The organism is Xanthomarina sp., assembly GCF_035306605.1.
Classification (GTDB): domain Bacteria; phylum Bacteroidota; class Bacteroidia; order Flavobacteriales; family Flavobacteriaceae; genus Xanthomarina.
This window is the reverse complement of record NZ_DATGNR010000035.1, coordinates 34,876-54,266: the sequence shown is the minus strand read 5'-3', so window position 1 is coordinate 54,266 and position 19,391 is coordinate 34,876. Positions and strand designations below refer to the sequence as shown.

Here is a 19,391-nt window from a genome sequence, read left to right as displayed (position 1 = left end):
GTATATAATGTCATTTAAATTATTTTAATTGAGATGTGAATTGCTTCAATTTACCACTTTTGGAGCGTTTTAGCTGATTTTGCCTTTCAAAGTTAATATGAAGCCCTTTTTCTAAATAATGAGCCATTTCCTTCAAAATAAGATTTCTTTTTTCATTAGAAAGCACGTCACTGCTAACATATTTTATCGTAAAACTATCCTTTTTATTTTGTTCTATTATAAACTCTTTAACATTTCCATCCTCTTCAATAATGCTTTTGGTAATATAGTAAAAGGTTAAACCCGAAGCCTTTTTGCCACTTGGTAAAACAGCCATATCGTTAGTTCTTCCAATCAATTTTTCTAAAACAGGTGTCTTAGTTGTACTTTGTTTTGAAAGTATGCCTATATCTCCAATATCATACCTTATAAATGGATGTGCTTGGTTGTAAAACGATGTAATGACAATTCGCCCTTCCTCACCATAAGGTAAGACTTCGTTGTTTTGTCCTAAAATTTCTATTAAAAGAGTTTCACTAGTTACTTGCCACTCGTTTTTAGTATTTTGAAAAGCAATAATATCAAGTTCCGAAGCGCCATATTCATTAATCACAGGTACTCCAAATTGTAGTTCCATAAGTGCCTTATCGTCATCAAAGAGCATTTCAGAAGTTACAACACAAGCTTTTAAACTAGGGCATACTTGAGTTAAAATGATGTTTTTCTTTTGAAGGTATTTTGCAAACTGCACGATGGAACTAGTGTATCCGTTGATGTAATCGAATTGAACTGATTTAAATTTTTCCAAACAAATACTAAGAGCATCATCGCTTAAATCAAATACTGAAAATCTATAACGATTACCTAAGGCATCTTTAAAGCGTTCTTTATAGTATCCTTTTTTGTCTAAAGGAATACCATAAAACCGTGCCTGTTTAGAGCTATTAAAATTTAATCCGTACCAACCAAACCGATCTTTAATTACAGCCCAAGTTAAGGCATGGCAATATTTGTCTTTGGCAAAAACAAAAGGATTTCCTGAAGAGCCAGAAGTTTTATTTATATAAACATTTTTACGAGAGTAGTTTATAGCCAAGCGGTTCTCTAGTTGCTGTTGTAAATCGTGTTTGGTCATAACTGGAATGGAATTCCAATCAGTAGGAACTGCATGTTTTGCAAGCTTCTTATAAAAAGCTGTATGTTCTAAATGATGCTTAACAATCTCTTGTTTTTTCTCTTGAACATAAGCTTCAAAATCTGTTTTATTTTTATTTTGGATTTCCCGTAAAGCAAGTTCTGCCTTCTTAATTGGAAAGCCACTTAGTTTTAAAGAAAGATCAAATAAATTCAAAATAGAATAACATATTTTTATGTAAAGTAAACAAAAATAATTCGTGTATTCGAAGCATTAGTTTTATTTTTGTACCAAACAACTCACAACATGAACATTTTAATTCTTGGCTCTGGTGGAAGAGAGCATACATTTGCTTGGAAAATTACTCAAAGTCCTTTATGTAATTCACTTTATGTAGCCCCTGGAAACTCAGGAACTTCTGAAATTGCAACTAATTTAGATATTAAGGTTACCGACTTTCAGGCCATTAAGAAAGCCGTGTTGGAACATGATATAAGTATGGTTGTGGTAGGACCGGAAGATCCTTTAGTGCAAGGGGTTCACGATTTCTTTTTAAATGATAATGAAATTAAGCATATTTCGGTTATTGGCCCTCAAAAAGCAGCAGCCGAACTAGAAGGAAGTAAAGAGTTTGCTAAAGAGTTTTTAGTACGACACAATATTCCTACAGCAGCTTATAAAAGCTTTAATGCTTCAAATGTTGAAGAAGGATACTTGTTTTTAGAAACTTTAAAACCACCATATGTGCTAAAAGCAGACGGTTTAGCAGCAGGAAAAGGTGTGCTGATTTTAAACGATTTAAACGAAGCAAAATCCGAATTAAAAAGTATGTTAGTAGATGCTAAATTTGGTGAAGCTAGCAACAAAGTAGTTATTGAAGAGTTTTTAGATGGGATTGAGTTAAGCTGTTTCGTGTTAACCGATGGTGAAAACTATAAAATACTGCCTACGGCCAAAGATTACAAACGCATTGGTGAAGGTGATACAGGGTTAAATACAGGTGGAATGGGAGCTGTTTCTCCAGTACCTTTCGCTACAAATGAATTTTTAAATAAAATAGAAGAACGCATAGTAAAGCCAACTATTGAAGGACTGAAAAAAGACAATCTTCCTTATAAAGGTTTTGTGTTTATCGGATTGATTAAAGTAGGTGATGACCCAAAGGTAATTGAATATAACGTTAGAATGGGAGATCCTGAAACCGAAGTGGTTTTACCTAGACTTAAAACCGATTTGGTTGAAATATTCCAAGCTATAGCCAATAAAACCTTGGATAAAATAGAAATAGAAATAGATGAACGAGCTGCAACCACGGTTATGCTAGTGTCTGGAGGCTACCCGGAAGCTTACAAAAAAGGTATGGAAATTACAGGTTTAGAACTAGTTAAGGGCTCTATCCCGTTTCATGCTGGAGCTATTAAAAAAGACGGGAAAATTATAACCTCTGGCGGGCGAGTTATGGCAATAACTTCTTTTGGAGATACTTATCAAGAGGCCATAAAAAAATCTTATCAAAATATAGAAAAACTACATTTTGATAAGATGAATTATCGAAAAGATATTGGATTTGATTTATAAATAAGAATGAGATGTGATGCTTTTATCATCATCATTTCTGTCATTGTATCCTTTTAGTTCTTTCATCCAATATAAAAAGGCAACAAAACCAATAAGGATAAATATCCAGGATACAAGATTCGCTGCAAACCAATTTTCTAATTCCAAGGCTCTTAGAGCATCTAATGGAGCAAATAATACATTAACAAATAAATCCTGAATGGCGTTAAAAAAGTCTTTCATTTTAATATAAATTTAAACTCGTTAAGAGTGTATAAGCTATTTTCAATATAATTACCAGACAAAATTACATATTTTTTCAATTTAAAGCGGAATAAATACAAAAGAAAGTTAGTAATTTACCGTATCGTATGAATTTTGTAAGTGAATTTTAAACAAATCAATTTATGATTTCTAGTTTTTTTAGTAAGGCGAAACCCATACATTTTGTAGTTGTTACTTTGTTGTTGTTTGTTGCTTTCACTTTTACTAAAATTTATAATTTAAATGAAGCTGTAAGCGGTTTGTTGATTGTTAAACAACTGCTGCTTTTTGGAGTATGCTTTTTATCAATTTTTGTTTTCGATTTCCTTTCAGGAAAGAATGATCTTACCAAAAGCAATAGCTATAAAATATTGTTTTTTAGTTTGTTTATGGTTTTAATGCCACAAACCTTTTTAAATTCTAAGTTATTAATAGCCAATTTGTTTATTCTGTTTGCTTTAAGAAGAATTATTAGCATTCGGTCTAAGTTATTCGTCAATAAAAAAGTGTTCGATGCGGCTTTTTGGATAAGTTTGGCTTCTTTGCTTTGTTTTTGGGCATCACTCTATTTTATTTTACTGTTTGCAGCTCTATTGCTTTTTGCAGTTACAGATGTTAAAAATTGGATAATTCCCTTAGTTGGAGTCTTAACGGTTGCCGTTTTAACCACAAGCGTTTTGTTGATTACAGGCACGGATGTGTTAGGTTATATTTCTAGTATTGATACCACTGTTAGTTTCGACTTTAGTTCCTTAAACTCGACCCAAATTATTGTTTCTTCAACAGTTATTCTCACGTATTTTGTGTGGGCAATCTTTTTCTATATTGTCAATATAAAAACTAAATCTAAAAGCTATAAGGCTTCATATATATTAGTTCTTTTAGGTGCATTAATAGCTATTACTATTATAGTTATTTCACCACAGAAAACAGGAGCAGAGTTTATTTTCTTGTTTGCTCCTTTGTCAATTATTATGGCAAATTATTTAGAAGTTATTTCAGAAAAATGGTTTAAGGAAATTTTAATTTGGTTATTAATACTTGTTCCAGTGATTAATTTAGTTTTGTAGTTTTTGACCAAAGGCTAAATCGCCAGCATCACCTAAACCAGGAACTATATACCCTTTTTCGTTGAGTTTGTCATCAACTGTGGCTACCCATAAATGCGTGTCTTTTTCAAAGTGCTTCTCTACAAAGTCAATACCTTCCTGAGCGGCAATAACACTAACTAAATGAATGTTTTTTGGCTTTCCAAAAGGTTTTAAAGCTTCAAAAGTGGCAACCATAGATTGTCCAGTTGCGAGCATGGGATCTGCTAAAATTAAAGTTTTGCCTTCTAAATTCGGACACGCTAAATATTCGACGATTATTTCAAAGTTTTCTGGTTTTTCTACATGATGTCTGTAGGCCGATATAAAAGCATTTTCAGCTTTATCAAAATAATTTAATAATCCATCGTGTAGCGGAACTCCAGCTCTTAAAATGGAACACAGTACTATGTCGTTATCTATTTTTTCAAGCTCGCAAACTCCTAATGGGGTTGTAATAGTTGTTGGTTTATAACTTAAAGTTTTGCTTAATTCATAACCTAAAATCTCACCAATACGCTCTATATTTCTTCGAAACCGCATACTGTCTTTTTGAATGTTAACATCTCGCATCTCAGCGATAAAGGTGTTTAAGATGGTTCGTTGATTGGAAAAGTTATGAATGTGCATATCGGACTTTATTAATGAGATGGTAAAGTTAATTAATTAGACTTATATTTGTGTTTTAAAAATAAAAATCATGTTTACAGACAAAGCCAATAAAATTTTCCAAGACGTAATTGAAAAATATCATGTTATAAATACGGTAGATCAATCTTTTGAAAATCCTTATAATAAGGAGACCAATCTGCTAGAACATTTACTTTATAGAAAGTGTTGGATTGATACAGTTCAGTGGCATTACGAAGATATTATTCGTGATCCGCAAATAGATCCTGTAGCCGCTTTAAAATTAAAACGTCAAATTGATGCTTCTAATCAGGATAGAACAGATATGGTGGAGTATATTGATAGTTATTTTTTAGAAAAATATAAAAATATTACGCCTAAAGCAGATGCTACAATCAATACAGAAAGTCCTGCTTGGGGAATTGATAGGTTGTCTATTTTGGCTTTAAAAGTATATCATATGAACGAAGAAGCAACCCGTACAGATGCTTCAGAAGCTCACTTGGCTGCTTGTAGAAAAAAATTAGACGTGCTATTAGAACAGCGTGTGGACTTATCTACTGCTATTGATACCTTATTAAGCGATATTGAAAAAGGTGATAAGTACATGAAAGTTTATAAACAAATGAAAATGTACAATGACGATGAGTTGAACCCAGTTCTTCGTTCACAAAAATAATTTCTGCAAGACAGGATTTTATCTTAGTTAAGGTGCCAAAACCAAAACATATTCTAGTAATACGTCTCTCAGCAATGGGAGACGTTGCTATGTCAGTTCCAGTCTTAAAAGCATTTACTACGCAATATCCAGATGTAAAATTAACCGTTTTAACTAAAGGTTTTTTTACCGCATTTTTCAGAAATTTGGAAAATGTAACAATTTATCCTGCCGATTTAAAAGGTAAACACAAAGGTGTTTTTGGGCTATATAGGCTTTCTAAAGAATTAAAAAGTTTGCATATTGATGCCGTTGCAGATCTCCACAATGTGTTAAGAACTAATATTTTAAAAATATTTTTCCTAGGGAAACCTTTGGTCCAAATCAACAAAGGAAGAGCGGAAAAAAAAGCATTGGTTACAGGTAAAACTTTCCGTCAACTAAAAACTACTCATGAGCGTTATGCTGATGTTTTTAGCAAACTTGGTTTCCCCTTAGATTTATCAAACGTGAAATTCCCCAATCAAGTTGAATTAAATTCAAAAACTTTAGAGGTTATTGGTGTGACTTCAAAAAAAATGATTGGAATAGCTCCCTTTGCAGCTCACGAAAGTAAAATGTATCCATTAGATTTGATGGAAAATGTAATTGAAGCACTTTCAAAGAGCTACCATGTATTATTGTTTGGAGGAGGTGAAAAGGAAGTTGAGATTCTTAGCGGTTTTCAAAGTAAATATGAAAACGTCATCAATTTGGCTGGAAAATTATCTCTTAGTGAAGAATTGGATGTAATTTCAAATCTAGACATCATGCTTTCCATGGATTCGGGAAACGCTCATATGGCTGCTATGCTAGGGGTAAAAGTAATTACAATTTGGGGAGTTACGCATCCTTTCGCAGGTTTTGCTCCTTATAATCAACCAGAAGATTTTGCTTTACTTTCTGATAGAGCTAAGTTTCCCCTAATTCCTACTTCTATATATGGAAATAAATTTCCTGAAAGTTATAAAGAAGCCTCAAGAAGTATTGCTCCAAATATAATTATTACAAAAGTAAATTCTGTTTTAAATAGTTAAACATGATATTGGTAACCCAATAATATAAAGAGGTTTATACCAGCGTTTTAATTACGGTTTTTATAATAAATACAAATTAAAGGACTGTATGTCTGTAATAAAATTATTTGACTCAAAAAAAATAATAATTAGCTTTAGGTTGTAATTAGAAAAAATTCTATTATATTTAAATCCAGCTTTTGAATTTCAGCTTTAATTTTTAAGCTATTTTAATAAGAAAATGTGAAACAAACGATAAAAGAAAAGGTTATTCACCACTATTAAAACAAGATAAATCTCATTATATAAATCGCAATTTATAAGTCTATTGCGTTTTTATATAGTGCTTTGTTTTATTGTTTTGAAGAGATGTTTTTTTATACATTTACAAACTAATGAAAATACAAAACAAAAAAACTTTTGCCTCAATCTTATTTGTATTAATAAGTTTTGTTTGTGTTGCTCAAGGAGGTATGCCACCACCACCAGCACCACCACCACCACCAGGGCTTCCTATAGACGGAGGGGTTCTTGCGGGTTTATTTATTGGTGTTGTTATAGGAGTAAAGAAATTGTTAAAGCGTTAATTAATGCTAATCAACCTACTAACATATTTCCCTATTACATCAAATTCTAAATTCACAATAGTTCCCTTTTTAAAATCTTTAAAGTTTGTGTGCTCATAGGTATAGGGAATAATGGCAACGCTGAAGGCGTCGTTTTTGGAGTTTACTACGGTTAAACTAACTCCGTTAACGGTTATTGAACCCTTTTCAATGGTAAGATTGTTAAGTTTGGAATCATATTGAAATGTGAATTTCCAACTTCCTTCTTCGTTTTCAATATGGGTGCAAATTGCAGTTTGGTCCACATGACCTTGAACTATATGTCCATCAAGTCTGTCTCCAAGCTTCATGCCTCGCTCTAAATTTACACAATCACCAACTTTAAGTTGATTTAAATTTGTTTTTGTTAAAGTTTCCTCAATGGCAGTTACCGTGTATTCATTCCCTGAAATATTTACAACTGTTAAACAAACACCATTATGTGCTACGCTTTGATCTATTTTTAATTCATTCGTAAAATCGCAGGCCACAGTAATATGGAGGTTGTTTAATTCTTTTTTTAAATCTTTAACTATTCCTAAACTTTCAATGATACCAGTAAACATATTTGTCGATTATTTGGTTAAATTTGCATGTGTAAAATTACAAACAAAAGTTATCTTATTTAATGAAGAACGAAGAAAATATAATTGTAGGGATATCTATAGGAGACTTGAACGGCATTGGTGGCGAAATAGTTTTAAAAACTCTAGAAGACCCGAGAATGTTGGAGTTTTTTACACCAGTAATTTTTGCATCTGTTAAAACTATTAGCTTTTTAAATAAACATTTCGATCTGAAATTAAATTTTAATGGTATTAGTAATTTTAATCAAATTATTCCAGGTAAATTAAACGTTTACAACGTATGGAACGATAGATGTAATATTGAATTTGGAAAAGAGGATCCAGAAATAGGTACATACGCTATAAAATCACTTCAGGCTGCGACTAAAGCTTTAAAAGATGATCAAATCAATGTCTTAGTAACAGCTCCAATAAATAAACATAACATCCAGTCGGAAGAGTTTAATTTTCCTGGTCATACAGATTATTTAGCTAAAGAATTGGAAGGTACTAGTTTGATGTTTATGGTTTCTGATGATTTAAGAGTAGGTCTACTTACAGATCACGTTCCTGTAAAAGACGTATCAAAACACATTAACAAAAAACTTATTAAAGATAAGTTGGATATCATTTTTACATCTCTTGAAAAGGATTTTAAAATTAGAAAACCCAAAGTAGCCGTATTAGGAATTAATCCACATTCTGGCGATAATGGTGTTATTGGAAAAGAGGATGATGAAATTCTTAAGCCAACACTAGATGAAATAAGAAAAAAAGGAAGGTTGGTTTATGGACCCTATGCTGCTGATAGCTTTTTTGGTTCTAAAAACTATAAAAACTTTGATGCTATTGTCGCCGCTTATCACGATCAAGGTTTAATTCCATTTAAAACCCTAGCTTTTGGTCAAGGAGTTAACTTTACGGCAGGTTTAAATAAAGTTAGAACTTCGCCAGATCATGGTACAGCCTTTGAAATTGCGGGTAAAGGTGAAGCGGACGAAAGTTCATTTAAAGAAGCTGTTTTTACGGCAATTCAAATTTATAAGAATAGAAAAGAATTTGAAGAGTTAACACAAAATGTACTAAAAACCCGACAAAAAAAGATATAAACAAAAAAATGTTTATAAGTTGCTTTGAGTAAATAATTATTTGTTATATTTGCAAGCTTAAATTAAATGCGAAAATGAAGCGATTGAAGGAGTTTACAATTCCATTTGTAGGATTAAAACTTGGGAAGCATCATTTTGAGTATCAAATTAATAAAGCGTTCTTTGAACATTTTGAGTACGAGGAGTTTAACGATTCTTCGGTAAACGTTGAACTAATTTTAGACAAAAAAACAACTTTGTTGGAATTAGAATTCAATATTTCGGGATCGGTTAATGTTAATTGTGATTTAACAAATGAAGCTTTCAATCAAGAAATTACGAACCAATTTAACTTGGTAGTAAAATTCGGGGAGGAATATAATGACGATGATGTTGACATTTTAATTTTGCCTCACGGTGATTATGAAGTTAATATTCAACAATATATTTACGAACTGATTGTCCTTTCAGTGCCAATCAAAAGAGTTCATCCAGGAGTTGAAGACGGAACATTAGATTCAGAAATACTCAAAAAATTAGAAGAATTAAGCCCAAGGCTTGAAGAAAACAAAAAAACTGAAGAGGAAATTGATCCTCGATGGAATACATTAAAAAAACTATTAACGGATAAATAAAATATAAAAAATGGCACATCCTAAAAGAAAAATCTCGAAAACAAGAAGAGATAAAAGAAGAACACATTATAAAGCAACAGCACCTCAAATTGCTACGTGTCCTACAACAGGAGAAGCACACTTATACCACAGAGCTCACTGGCATGAAGGTAAGTTATACTATAGAGGACAAGTTCTTATAGATAACTCTGAAGTGGAAGAAAATTTAGCATAATACTATGCATGCATATAATAAAACGCTCACTTGTGGGCGTTTTTTTTGTTTTAAATTTTTATAGAAGTCAAAAACGACTTAATTTGCACCAAATTAATCCAAAATGAACATTTTTTACGTTTTTTTAGAAAATTTGATTCAATTTGTAATAATTTTGAGGTCAAATTAACTTTATAAACTATGGGTAAAATCTCAGCAGCAATTACAGCTGTAGGTGGATATGTTCCAGATTATGTGTTAACCAATCAAATGTTAGAAAACATGGTTGATACAAATGATGAATGGATTGTCACTAGAACAGGTATAAGCGAACGTAGAATTCTTAAAGACGAAGGTAAAGGCACATCATATTTAGCAATTAAGGCAGCCCAAAACCTCATCGATAAAAGTGGTCTTGATCCTAAGGATATTGAGCTAGTTATAGTAGCAACAGCCACACCAGATATGAAAGCCGCTTCAACTTCTGCGTATACAGCTACTCAAATAGGTGCAGTAAATGCGTTTTCATTCGATTTGGAAGCTGCATGCTCAAGTTTTCTATATGGAATGTCAGTAGCTGCTAGATACATAGAATCTGGAAAATACAAAAAAGTACTTTTAATCGGAGCAGATAAAAACTCTTCCATGATTAATTATGAAGACAGGGCAACTTGTATTATTTTTGGAGATGGTGGTGGCGCGGTACTTTTTGAGCCTAACGAAGAAAACTTAGGGTTACAAGACGAATATCTAAGAAGTGATGGATCTGGACGAGAGTTTTTACAAGCAACTTACGGTGGGTCATCATATCCATCTACTCCAGAAGCTATTGTAGAACACAAACATCAGGTTTATCAAGACGGAAAAACCGTTTTTAAAAATGCCGTTTTTAATATGGCAGATGTGGCGGTAAAAATACTAGATAGAAACAAATTAACAGTTAAAGATATTTCATGGTTAGTAGCTCATCAAGCAAATAAACGCATTATTGATGCTACCGCCAATAGAATAGAATTGGAGGAAGATAAAGTGATGATGAATATTCAAAAATATGGTAATACCACATCAGCAACACTTCCTTTATTATTAAATGATTACGAATCTCAGCTTAAAAAAGGCGATAATTTAATATTCGCTGCTTTTGGAGGAGGATTTACATGGGGCTCTATTTATTTGAAATGGGCTTATAACTCCTAACTAACTACTAATATATTTTTAATATCTAAAATTATGGATTTAAAGGACATTCAAAACTTAATTAAATTTGTTGCCAAATCTGGAGCAAGTGAGGTTAAATTGGAAACAGAAGATGTGAAAATTACTATCAAAACTGGTGGTGATGATAAACACGAAACTACAACTTATGTACAACATATTCCTGTAGGTGCCGCACCTGTAGCACAGCCAGCAGTACCAGTTGCGCAACCAGCAGCTCCTGCAGCAGCTACACCTACTAATGAAGCAGTCGAAGATTCAAAATATATAACAATAAAATCTCCTATTATTGGAACTTTATATCGTAAACCTGCCCCAGACAAACCAGTTTTTGTTGAAGTAGGTCAAACTATTAAAGAAGGTGATGTTCTATGTATAATTGAAGCCATGAAACTTTTCAATGAAATAGAATCTGAAGTTTCTGGAAAAATAGTAAAAGTACTTGTTGACGATTCATCTCCTGTTGAATTCGATCAGCCATTATTTTTAGTTGATCCATCATAACAATTTAATCCCAATTATTTTAGGAGGCAATAGCCTTCTGAAAATAGGAGGAATTAAATCCCTTATTATGGAATTTAAACTCCGTCCTTTTATCTCGGGGTGAAATTTTAAAACCAAAAATGATGTTTAAAAAAATACTAATTGCCAATAGAGGGGAAATAGCATTACGTGTTATTAGAACCTGTAAAGAAATGGGCATAAAAACAGTAGCTGTATATTCTACAGCCGATGCCGAAAGCTTACACGTTAAATTTGCGGATGAAGCTGTCTGTATTGGACCTCCACCAAGTAATTTATCTTATTTAAAAATGTCCAATATTATTGCAGCTGCAGAAATTACCAATGCAGATGCGATACATCCAGGATATGGTTTCTTATCAGAAAACGCTAAATTTTCGAAAATCTGTGAAGAGCATAACATTAAATTTATTGGAGCTTCAGCAGAAATGATCAATAAAATGGGAGACAAAGCTTCGGCGAAAGCTACCATGAAAGCTGCAGGAGTACCTTGTGTTCCTGGAAGTGATGGAATTATTGAAAGTTTTGAAGATTGTGAAAAAATAGCTAAAGAAACCGGTTACCCAGTTATGCTTAAAGCTACCGCTGGTGGTGGTGGAAAAGGTATGAGAGCCGTGTGGAAACCTGAAAAGTTAAAAGAAGCTTGGGAATCTGCAAGACAAGAAGCTAAAGCAGCCTTCGGAAACGACGATATGTATATGGAGAAGCTTATTGAAGAGCCAAGACATATCGAAATTCAAATTGTAGGAGATTCTAATGGAATGGCATGTCATCTTTCTGAAAGAGATTGTTCCATCCAAAGAAGACACCAAAAACTTACAGAAGAAGTTCCTTCACCATTTATGACAAACGCTTTGCGTAAAAAAATGGGAGAGGCAGCCGTAAAAGCAGCTGAATATATTAAATACGAAGGTGCTGGAACGATAGAGTTTCTTGTAGATAAACACAGGAATTTCTATTTCATGGAAATGAATACACGTATTCAAGTGGAACACCCAATTACAGAACAAGTAATCGATTTCGATTTAATTCGTGAACAAATTCTTGTTGCAGCAGGTGTGCCAATCTCTGGTAAAAACTATACTCCTAACTTACATTCTATAGAATGTAGAATTAACGCAGAGGATCCGTTTAACGATTTCCGTCCATCTCCAGGAAGAATAACAACTTTACATGCACCAGGTGGTCATGGGGTGCGTTTAGACACACATGTTTACGCTGGCTATGTTATTCCTCCACATTACGATTCAATGATCGCTAAGCTTATCACAACAGCTCAAACACGTGAAGAAGCAATCAATAAAATGAAACGTGCTTTAGACGAATTCGTAATTGAAGGTATTAAAACAACAATTCCATTCCACAGACAATTAATGGACCATCCAGATTATTTGGCTGGAAACTATACAACAAAGTTTATGGAAGATTTTGTGATAGAAAAACCAAAAGAAGATTAAATAATGTAAAAGCTCCTAATTTAGGAGCTTTTTTTATAGTCTTTCTTCAAAGGATTTTATTATCTGTGGTACTTCATTAATCTTAAAGTCTAGCTTATAGGTCTTAAATCCACTAGGATTAGAAACAATGGTAAGCACCCCTTCTTTTACATAAAAATACCCTGTTTCTCCTCTACAAAAACATAGCCTTCCAAATAATACCTTTGCTTGGTTAAGTAATTCGTTTTCTAAATTCATCTCTTGTAGGTTTGGATCAATTTCCGCATAAATAACCTCCGAATAACCACTGTCTGCCGTATTTGGAATCTCATGTCGTTTGTATTCAAACTTAATTACTGTTTTATTACCATCTAATATCTCTGGATACAAAGCACCTATGCCATCGGGTTTAATGTTTAAAATTTTATTTGTAAATACTTCAAAAGTACAAACGCCATCTTCGGGACAGACTGTGGATTTTAAAGCAGTTTGGTCTGGTTTTTTTACAACAGTTTTGTTTGGATGGCATCCTAAAAACAGGAGTAAAATAATAATTGAAAAGCTTTGTTTCATGATTAATATCTTATAAACAAAGTTATTACAATTTTAAATAAATTAAGAAAAAGTTAAATTTTTTAAAAATATCGAAGTAAATTTAAAACGAATAAATTCTTAACAAACACCGATGAAAAATAATTACTTAAAAAATTCCTTACTGTTAATAGCCATCGTGTTGTTTTCTGTTACGGGTTTTTCACAAAACAAACCTTCCTTTTGGAGTAAGGCCAACACTAATAGAATAGATCAAAAGGAAATTGTTTTTCCTAAAGCTTTACCTCAAAAATCTTCAATTATGAATTTAGATTTTGAAGGCTTAAAAAGGGCTTTAACAACTGTTCCGAAAAGAGAAGAAATCAATAGAATTTCCGATGTTATTGTACGTTTTCCAAATGCAGAAGGGAATTTAGAAGCTTTTAGAATTAAGGAAGCCTCTGTAATGACACCAGAATTACAAGTCCAATTTCCAAATATTAGGTCTTTTGTTGGACAAGGAATAGACAATCCTAGGGCTATAGTCAGATTTAGTTTCTCTCCGGAAAAGGGGTTAAGCAGTATGGTATTATCTGATCAGAAAACAGTGTTTATTGAACCATATTCGTCAGATTTAAGAACTTATATCTCTTTTGTGAATTCTGAAATGGACATTCGTACTGGTGATTTTGTTTGTGAAACGGAATATATGGAGCAGCAATATAATATTTCAGATGAAGAATTTGCTGCCTTAAGAAATGCCAACGACGGACAACTTAGAACCTATAGGTTGGCTTTGGCCTGTACGGTTGAATACGCTCAGTTTCACGGTGGAACAATGACTAGTGTTATGGCTGCTATGAATGCAACTATGACTCGTGTTAATGGTGTTTACGAAAGAGATATGTCGTTAACTATGGTTATGGTGCCAAATTCAAGTATTATTTTCTTAGGACCTAATGTTAATTCGGATCCCTATACAAATAATAATGGAAGTGCCATGTTGAGTCAAAACCAAACTACTTGCAACACGAATATTGGGTCAGCTAATTATGATATTGGCCATGTGTTTAGCACTGGAGGTGGTGGTGTGGCATACCTTAACTCTCCTTGTACTAATTTGAAGGCGGGTGGAGTTACAGGTTCAAGTTCCCCAATGGGAGATAGTTTTGATATAGATTATGTGGCTCATGAAATGGGGCACCAATTTGGTGGAAACCATACTCAAAATAACAACTGTAATAGATCTAGTAAATCGGTAGAACCTGGTAGTGCATCTACTATTATGGGCTATGCAGGTATTTGTTCTCCTAACGTTCAAAATAATAGCGACGCTTATTTTAATGGAGATAATTTAAAAGAAATGTGGTTGAATATTTCGGTTGGAAATAGTACTTGTAGCGAGAATACTCCAACAGGAAATACGGCTCCCACAGCAAGTGCTGGCCCTGATTACTCTATTCCAAAATCAACAGCTTTTGTTTTAAGAGGTGTTTCAACTGATACTAATTCAGATACGCTTACCTATTGTTGGGAACAAAGCGATCCGACCCCTGCGCAAATGCCTCCAGTTTCAAGCTCTACGGTTGGACCGGCTTTTAGGTCCCTTACTCCATCGGCTTCACCAGATAGATATATGCCGGCATTTAGCACGGTTCTTTCAGGTTCTCTTGCTTCAACTTGGGAAGTTGTTCCTTCTGTAGCAAGAACCATGAATTTTTTACTTACCGTTAGAGATAACTCTTCTGTTGGTGGAAACACAGCTTCAGATAATGTTGTTGTTACAGTTGTTGATGCTCCTCCTTTTACAGTTTCTACACCTCCAACTTGGGCACAAAATAGTACGCAAACCGTAAATTGGACTGTAGGACAATCCAATATGGCGCCAATAAACTGCCAAACAGTGAATATTCTATTTGCCGCTAACGGAGTTGATTTCGATACCACTTTGGCTTCTGGAGTTCCAAATACAGGAACGGCAAGTATTACTGTTCCAAACATTGCAAATTCAACCAATGCCAAAATTTTAGTGGAGGCTGCAGATAATCTTTTTTACGCAGTTTCTAATGCTTTCGCAATTAATGGGAATTCAGATTTTAGTATAAGTAATATGTCAGGAAGCCAAACTATTTGTAACCTAGATGAGTTAAGTTACGACTTCAATTATGTAGTTTCCAACGGGTTTTCTGAATCGACTACTTTCTCGGCAACTATAACACCGGAAATTACTGGAGTTAATTACACTTTTACACCACCAACATTAAATGCTGATGGCACATTTACAATGAATGTTACAGGTCTTTCAAATGCAACGCCGGGAGATTATATGATAACTGTTACCGGAACATCGGCATCTATTGTTAAAACTGTAACAGCGAATCTTACTATTACTAATGGACATTGCGCATCTGTTCCAGAGTCATCAATTTCAGATTGTGTGACTGGAGTTGTTTTCAATGACATTAATAATATAAATATGGCTTCGAGTAGTACACCTTATGTAGATTTTACATCAATTTCTACGGATGTTGAAATAGGATCAAGTTATAATCTTAGTGTAAATCTAGATACAGATGGCAATTTCTTTTATGTTGTAAAAGCTTGGATAGATTGGAATCAAAACTGCAGCTTTGACGATCCAGGAGAAGAATACGATTTAGGAGACATTATTAATCAAGCTAACCAACCAAGTTCGGAATCTCCATTAACTATTACTATTCCAAATGACGCGATTCTAGGGACAACAACAATGCGTATAGGAATGAAAAACACGAATTCAGTAAATAATGATTTTGGCCCATGCGAAAATGGGTTTTATGGTCAGGTTCAAGACTATTCGGTAAACGTTGAAACAACTATAAATGTTGACGAATTTAATTTAGAAACATTCAGTGTTTACCCAAATCCTACCACAGGAACACTAAATGTTAAACTAAATAATACGGAAGATGTAAATATCTCAATAATAGATATTAGAGGCCGTCGTGTTTATAGTCAATTTAATAACAGTAAAACATTGATTAGAACGCTTGATGTTAGTGCTTTAGCTTCAGGAATGTACTTGCTAAATATTGAAAGAAAAGGCAACATGCTAACTAAGAAAATAATAATTGAATAGGTTCCTTTTTTATAAGAATTCCGAAAGTAGTTTCGGAGCTTTTTTAGGTATCAAAATCACATATTTTGATCAAGCCTATTGTTTATAGAAAACACCGTTTAATAAGCATAAAAAAACCTCGAAATTATTTTCGAGGTTTTTCTTTATTCAGAACATTTTGTGGTACTCTTTTTTACGAGTCTTATAAATTAAATGTTTTGTTAGTTTTAAAATAGTGTACCCTTATTGTTTAACTATTCTTTTTATAAACTGGCCATTTTCTGTTTGCACTTTCACCATATAAATACCATCAGCTGTATTTCCAAGATCCAAACTATATTCTTTACTAATATTTGTAATTGGTTTAGAAATAATCTGTTGTCCAGTAATTGAATATACTGAGATTGATTGTACAGGTGTAGCTTGAGCAAAATTAAGAGTTACAATACCATTTGTTGGGTTTGGATACATACTGAACTTTGAGTTTTCAAATTCTCCAATGCTTAAGGCAGGTGTAATTTCAACTGCATAGTCTTCCATTTCTCCAAAAGGATTGTTTGAATCAGTTGGTCCACATTTATGTTGAGGTCCAAAACCAGTTGCGGTAGAGGCAGAAACAATTACACGCATTCTAGTAACCCCTATAACGGCATCAGCAGGAATTACAATATTCCCTGATAAAGCTTCATTTAACCCTGTTCCTACATACGTAAATTCACTATCATCAAAAACTCCATTTTGGTTAAAGTCTATAAATACACCAACAGATTCATATTGCCAGCCATCACCAGAAGGACCTACAGTTACCGAAATGTTTTCAGAAGTCCCAGCCTCTATTTGTGCAGGTGTAACTGAATTTGTAAAATCGCTGTAGCCTGTTGGCTCAGAACATGTAGAATCATTGTTTATAGATCCGAAAGTTACATTAAGAATTAAATCTCCATCATTACAAACATAATTGATGGCATTCGTACAATAACAATCCGTAAATGGTGATTGAGCCACATCTACAGCTGCAGACGTTGCAGATAGATTGTCTGTTGTACAAGTTACAACTAATCTATAAGAAGTTGCTTGAGATTGCGATGCAACAATATAAGTAACTGTTGATTGAGGGCTTCCAAGCGCTACCCATGTAGAACCATTATCTGTAGAAGACTCCCATTGATAGCTATATCCCATGGTAGGTGTTACATCAGCAGAAAGTGTCAAAGGAATGCCTGTACATATAGTAGTTTCACTAGCAGTTACCGCACCCACAGTAGGTGTTCCGTTACATGGAGCTCCTGCGTTTACCACAATAGTATAATCCTGTGCTTGCCCATATCCCGAATTGTTACAAGGAATAGCTGGTGAACTGAAACGCTTTGTTACTCGCATTCGAGTAGCTCCAGGGGCTGCGTCTACTGGAACATCTATAGTTCCTGTAACGGGAGTTCCATTACCAGGGTTATTGTAAATTGACCCTAATTGAAATGTTTCATTAGGACCATCAAAATTGCCATCTTGATTCCAGTCAATAAACACAGTTATGTGATTCGTGAAAGCACCATCTGTGTTACCATTAACGGTAACAGAATATGGAGTTCCAGGGATAACAGTGCCAGAAATATTGGTGAAATCAATGTGAGCTACGGCACCAGATGTAGCTGCAGGGTTTGTATTGTTAATATCTGCTAGTTCAACCAAGGTAATAGGCTCCACTCCATTTGGGAATGTTACTGGGCAGTAAGGTGCTGGAAACTGTGCATAAACTGAGCATGCGAATCCAAAAAATAATAAAAAGGCGTAATTTTTTTTCATAATTAGACAGGTTTGAATTTTACGAAACATATTAAATTAAATGAATATTTAAAAATTTTCACTTTAATGCTAATGTTTTAATCGATTAACTGTTAAATAAATACCTATTGTTTATAATTTAACCAAGTAGGTGCTAATAGATAATGAATAAATAACATCTCTTTTTTCAGTGAAATCATTAAGTTTACCAAAGTGTTTTACATTTCAACCTATATATAATGAATCTTTCATATTGGGAATATAAGTCTTGGTTTACTAACGTAGACTACACCATTGTTGGAAGTGGTATCGTTGGGCTTAATTGTGCTTTACATCTAAAACGACGTTTTCCAAAGGCTAAAATCTTAATATTAGAAAAAGGCATGCTACCGCAAGGAGCAAGTACTAAAAATGCCGGCTTTGCTTGCTTTGGAAGTTTGAGCGAAATTTTGGATGACTTAAAATCCCATTCTGAAGATGAGGTCGTTGACCTAATTAAGAAACGAATGGATGGCTTGCTACTTTTAAGGCAAACCTTATCAGATCAGGATATTTATTATCAGCAATTAGGCGGTTATGAACTATTTACAAACGAAGATTCTCAACTTTTTGAAACATGTTTATCGGAAAGAGAAAGGGTAAATAAATTGTTGAAACCTGTTTTTAAAGAAAATGTTTTTGCGTTAAAGAAAAATGAGTTTCATTTTAAGAATATTCAAGAAACATATGTCTTTAATTCATTTGAAGGTCAAATAGACACTGGAAAAATGATGGAAGCTTTGCTTCAAAAGGCACAATCTGTGGGTATCAAAATTTTAAATAATATTTTGGTTGAGAATTATGTGGATCAGGTAAATAGTGTACAGGTGAAAACCAAGCATTTAGAATTTCAAAGTAAAAATCTTATTTTCACAACTAACGGCTTTGCTTCACAGCATATTTCAGAATCGGTAAAACCAGCTAGAGCACAGGTACTAATTACAAAACCTATAAAAAATCTTCATATTGAAGGCACTTTTCATTTAGATAAAGGGTATTACTATTTCAGGAATATTGACGATAGAATTCTTTTTGGAGGAGGAAGAAATCTCGATTTCAAAACTGAAGAAACTACGGAATTTGGCCAAACAGAACTTATTCAAAATAAATTAAAAGAACTTTTAAAAACAGTAATTTTACCCGATACCGATTTTGAAATAGACTATAGTTGGTCTGGTATTATGGGAGTTGGATCCAGTAAGGAGCCAATTGTAAAACAACTCTCAAATCATGTGTATTGTGGTGTTAGATTAGGTGGCATGGGTGTGGCCATTGGAAGTTTAATTGGTAGAGAAATAGTGGATTTAATAGATTAA

19 protein-coding genes are annotated in these 19,391 nt (G+C 33.5%); 13 read left to right on the top strand and 6 right to left on the bottom strand.

Annotated elements, in window-relative coordinates:
- Positions 1 to 19: 19 nt before the first annotated feature.
- A complete protein-coding gene (locus tag VKY41_RS05385; protein ID WP_500813413.1) occupies positions 20 to 1,330 on the bottom strand; it encodes a phenylacetate--CoA ligase family protein in 1,311 nt (436 codons plus the stop codon).
- A gap of 90 nt (positions 1,331 to 1,420) precedes the next feature.
- Between VKY41_RS05385 and purD the strand changes: the two genes are divergently transcribed.
- Positions 1,421 to 2,692 carry a phosphoribosylamine--glycine ligase gene (purD, locus tag VKY41_RS05380; protein WP_500813412.1) on the top strand — a complete coding sequence of 424 codons (1,272 nt, stop codon included), beginning with the start codon at positions 1,421 to 1,423 and terminating at the stop codon, positions 2,690 to 2,692.
- On the opposite strand, the gene VKY41_RS05375 is transcribed toward purD, so the two are convergent.
- Entirely contained in the window at positions 2,687 to 2,914 is a 228-nt protein-coding gene (locus VKY41_RS05375; protein ID WP_500813411.1) for a DUF6341 family protein, read from the bottom strand. The genes purD and VKY41_RS05375 overlap by 6 nt on opposite strands.
- A gap of 164 nt (positions 2,915 to 3,078) precedes the next feature.
- Between VKY41_RS05375 and VKY41_RS05370 the strand changes: the two genes are divergently transcribed.
- Positions 3,079 to 4,005, top strand: coding sequence for a DUF6427 family protein (locus tag VKY41_RS05370; protein WP_500813410.1), 927 nt, complete (start codon positions 3,079 to 3,081; stop codon positions 4,003 to 4,005).
- Here VKY41_RS05370 and upp read toward each other — a convergent pair.
- The gene (upp, locus tag VKY41_RS05365; protein ID WP_500813409.1) at positions 3,994 to 4,653 is read right to left on the bottom strand and encodes a uracil phosphoribosyltransferase; all 660 of its coding nucleotides are present in this window, start codon (positions 4,651 to 4,653) and stop codon (positions 3,994 to 3,996) included. The two genes, VKY41_RS05370 and upp, sit on opposite strands and share 12 nt — an antisense overlap.
- A gap of 70 nt (positions 4,654 to 4,723) precedes the next feature.
- On the opposite strand from upp, the gene VKY41_RS05360 reads away from it, so the two are divergent.
- The 3 genes from VKY41_RS05360 to VKY41_RS05350 all read left to right on the top strand — a co-directional run bounded on the left by VKY41_RS05360 (position 4,724) and on the right by VKY41_RS05350 (position 6,953).
- The gene (locus VKY41_RS05360; RefSeq protein ID WP_500813408.1) at positions 4,724 to 5,332 is read left to right on the top strand and encodes a DUF4254 domain-containing protein; all 609 of its coding nucleotides are present in this window, start codon (positions 4,724 to 4,726) and stop codon (positions 5,330 to 5,332) included.
- A gap of 74 nt (positions 5,333 to 5,406) precedes the next feature.
- On the top strand, positions 5,407 to 6,387 hold the full coding sequence (locus VKY41_RS05355; protein WP_500813407.1) for a glycosyltransferase family 9 protein: 981 nt from the start codon (positions 5,407 to 5,409) through the stop codon (positions 6,385 to 6,387).
- 374 nt (positions 6,388 to 6,761) lie between these two features.
- Positions 6,762 to 6,953, top strand: a complete 192-nt coding sequence (locus VKY41_RS05350; RefSeq protein WP_500813406.1) for a PID-CTERM protein-sorting domain-containing protein — start codon at positions 6,762 to 6,764, stop codon at positions 6,951 to 6,953.
- Here VKY41_RS05350 and VKY41_RS05345 read toward each other — a convergent pair.
- Entirely contained in the window at positions 6,950 to 7,537 is a 588-nt protein-coding gene (locus VKY41_RS05345; RefSeq protein WP_500813405.1) for a riboflavin synthase, read from the bottom strand. The two genes, VKY41_RS05350 and VKY41_RS05345, sit on opposite strands and share 4 nt — an antisense overlap.
- A gap of 62 nt (positions 7,538 to 7,599) precedes the next feature.
- Here VKY41_RS05345 and pdxA point away from each other — a divergent pair, with 62 nt between their 5' ends.
- The 6 genes from pdxA to accC all read left to right on the top strand — a co-directional run bounded on the left by pdxA (position 7,600) and on the right by accC (position 12,647).
- Positions 7,600 to 8,646, top strand: coding sequence for a 4-hydroxythreonine-4-phosphate dehydrogenase PdxA (pdxA, locus tag VKY41_RS05340; protein ID WP_500813404.1), 1,047 nt, complete (start codon positions 7,600 to 7,602; stop codon positions 8,644 to 8,646).
- 74 nt (positions 8,647 to 8,720) lie between these two features.
- Positions 8,721 to 9,260, top strand: a complete 540-nt coding sequence (locus VKY41_RS05335) for a YceD family protein (protein WP_500813403.1) — start codon at positions 8,721 to 8,723, stop codon at positions 9,258 to 9,260.
- Between the two features lie 10 nt (positions 9,261 to 9,270).
- Positions 9,271 to 9,474, top strand: a complete 204-nt coding sequence (gene rpmF, locus VKY41_RS05330; RefSeq protein WP_007647175.1) for a 50S ribosomal protein L32 — start codon at positions 9,271 to 9,273, stop codon at positions 9,472 to 9,474.
- A gap of 180 nt (positions 9,475 to 9,654) precedes the next feature.
- Positions 9,655 to 10,650, top strand: coding sequence for a beta-ketoacyl-ACP synthase III (locus tag VKY41_RS05325; protein ID WP_500813402.1), 996 nt, complete (start codon positions 9,655 to 9,657; stop codon positions 10,648 to 10,650).
- A 33-nt stretch (positions 10,651 to 10,683) separates the two neighbouring features.
- The gene (accB, locus tag VKY41_RS05320; protein WP_500813401.1) at positions 10,684 to 11,172 is read left to right on the top strand and encodes an acetyl-CoA carboxylase biotin carboxyl carrier protein; all 489 of its coding nucleotides are present in this window, start codon (positions 10,684 to 10,686) and stop codon (positions 11,170 to 11,172) included.
- Positions 11,173 to 11,294: 122 nt separating this feature from the next.
- The gene (gene accC, locus VKY41_RS05315) at positions 11,295 to 12,647 is read left to right on the top strand and encodes an acetyl-CoA carboxylase biotin carboxylase subunit (protein WP_500813506.1); all 1,353 of its coding nucleotides are present in this window, start codon (positions 11,295 to 11,297) and stop codon (positions 12,645 to 12,647) included.
- Positions 12,648 to 12,680: 33 nt separating this feature from the next.
- Here accC and VKY41_RS05310 read toward each other — a convergent pair whose 3' ends face one another.
- Positions 12,681 to 13,199 (bottom strand): hypothetical protein, encoded by a 519-nt coding sequence (locus VKY41_RS05310; protein WP_500813400.1) that lies wholly within the window; start codon positions 13,197 to 13,199, stop codon positions 12,681 to 12,683.
- A gap of 112 nt (positions 13,200 to 13,311) precedes the next feature.
- On the opposite strand from VKY41_RS05310, the gene VKY41_RS05305 reads away from it, so the two are divergent.
- Positions 13,312 to 16,275 carry a zinc-dependent metalloprotease gene (locus tag VKY41_RS05305; RefSeq protein ID WP_500813399.1) on the top strand — a complete coding sequence of 988 codons (2,964 nt, stop codon included), beginning with the start codon at positions 13,312 to 13,314 and terminating at the stop codon, positions 16,273 to 16,275.
- A 222-nt stretch (positions 16,276 to 16,497) separates the two neighbouring features.
- Here VKY41_RS05305 and VKY41_RS05300 read toward each other — a convergent pair whose 3' ends face one another.
- A complete protein-coding gene (locus tag VKY41_RS05300) occupies positions 16,498 to 18,057 on the bottom strand; it encodes a T9SS type A sorting domain-containing protein (protein ID WP_500813398.1) in 1,560 nt (519 codons plus the stop codon).
- Between the two features lie 218 nt (positions 18,058 to 18,275).
- Between VKY41_RS05300 and VKY41_RS05295 the strand changes: the two genes are divergently transcribed.
- The gene (locus VKY41_RS05295) at positions 18,276 to 19,391 is read left to right on the top strand and encodes an NAD(P)/FAD-dependent oxidoreductase (protein WP_500813397.1); all 1,116 of its coding nucleotides are present in this window, start codon (positions 18,276 to 18,278) and stop codon (positions 19,389 to 19,391) included.

Excerpts from the sequence above, each read along its gene's own strand:
- VKY41_RS05300 (WP_500813398.1), bottom strand. The coding sequence starts at position 18,057 with ATGAAAAAAAATTACGCCTTTTTATTATTTTTTGGATTCGCATGCTCA.
- VKY41_RS05345 (WP_500813405.1), bottom strand. The coding sequence starts at position 7,537 with ATGTTTACTGGTATCATTGAAAGTTTAGGAATAGTTAAAGATTTAAAA.
- VKY41_RS05375 (WP_500813411.1), bottom strand. The coding sequence starts at position 2,914 with ATGAAAGACTTTTTTAACGCCATTCAGGATTTATTTGTTAATGTATTA.
- VKY41_RS05355 (WP_500813407.1), top strand. The coding sequence starts at position 5,407 with ATGGGAGACGTTGCTATGTCAGTTCCAGTCTTAAAAGCATTTACTACG.
- VKY41_RS05335 (WP_500813403.1), top strand. The coding sequence starts at position 8,721 with ATGAAGCGATTGAAGGAGTTTACAATTCCATTTGTAGGATTAAAACTT.
- rpmF (WP_007647175.1), top strand. The coding sequence starts at position 9,271 with ATGGCACATCCTAAAAGAAAAATCTCGAAAACAAGAAGAGATAAAAGA.
- VKY41_RS05360 (WP_500813408.1), top strand. The coding sequence starts at position 4,724 with ATGTTTACAGACAAAGCCAATAAAATTTTCCAAGACGTAATTGAAAAA.
- VKY41_RS05350 (WP_500813406.1), top strand. The coding sequence starts at position 6,762 with ATGAAAATACAAAACAAAAAAACTTTTGCCTCAATCTTATTTGTATTA.
- VKY41_RS05305 (WP_500813399.1), top strand. The coding sequence starts at position 13,312 with ATGAAAAATAATTACTTAAAAAATTCCTTACTGTTAATAGCCATCGTG.
- accC (WP_500813506.1), top strand. The coding sequence starts at position 11,295 with ATGTTTAAAAAAATACTAATTGCCAATAGAGGGGAAATAGCATTACGT.
- accB (WP_500813401.1), top strand. The coding sequence starts at position 10,684 with ATGGATTTAAAGGACATTCAAAACTTAATTAAATTTGTTGCCAAATCT.
- VKY41_RS05295 (WP_500813397.1), top strand. The coding sequence starts at position 18,276 with ATGAATCTTTCATATTGGGAATATAAGTCTTGGTTTACTAACGTAGAC.
- pdxA (WP_500813404.1), top strand. The coding sequence starts at position 7,600 with ATGAAGAACGAAGAAAATATAATTGTAGGGATATCTATAGGAGACTTG.
- purD (WP_500813412.1), top strand. The coding sequence starts at position 1,421 with ATGAACATTTTAATTCTTGGCTCTGGTGGAAGAGAGCATACATTTGCT.
- VKY41_RS05325 (WP_500813402.1), top strand. The coding sequence starts at position 9,655 with ATGGGTAAAATCTCAGCAGCAATTACAGCTGTAGGTGGATATGTTCCA.
- VKY41_RS05310 (WP_500813400.1), bottom strand. The coding sequence starts at position 13,199 with ATGAAACAAAGCTTTTCAATTATTATTTTACTCCTGTTTTTAGGATGC.
- VKY41_RS05370 (WP_500813410.1), top strand. The coding sequence starts at position 3,079 with ATGATTTCTAGTTTTTTTAGTAAGGCGAAACCCATACATTTTGTAGTT.
- upp (WP_500813409.1), bottom strand. The coding sequence starts at position 4,653 with ATGCACATTCATAACTTTTCCAATCAACGAACCATCTTAAACACCTTT.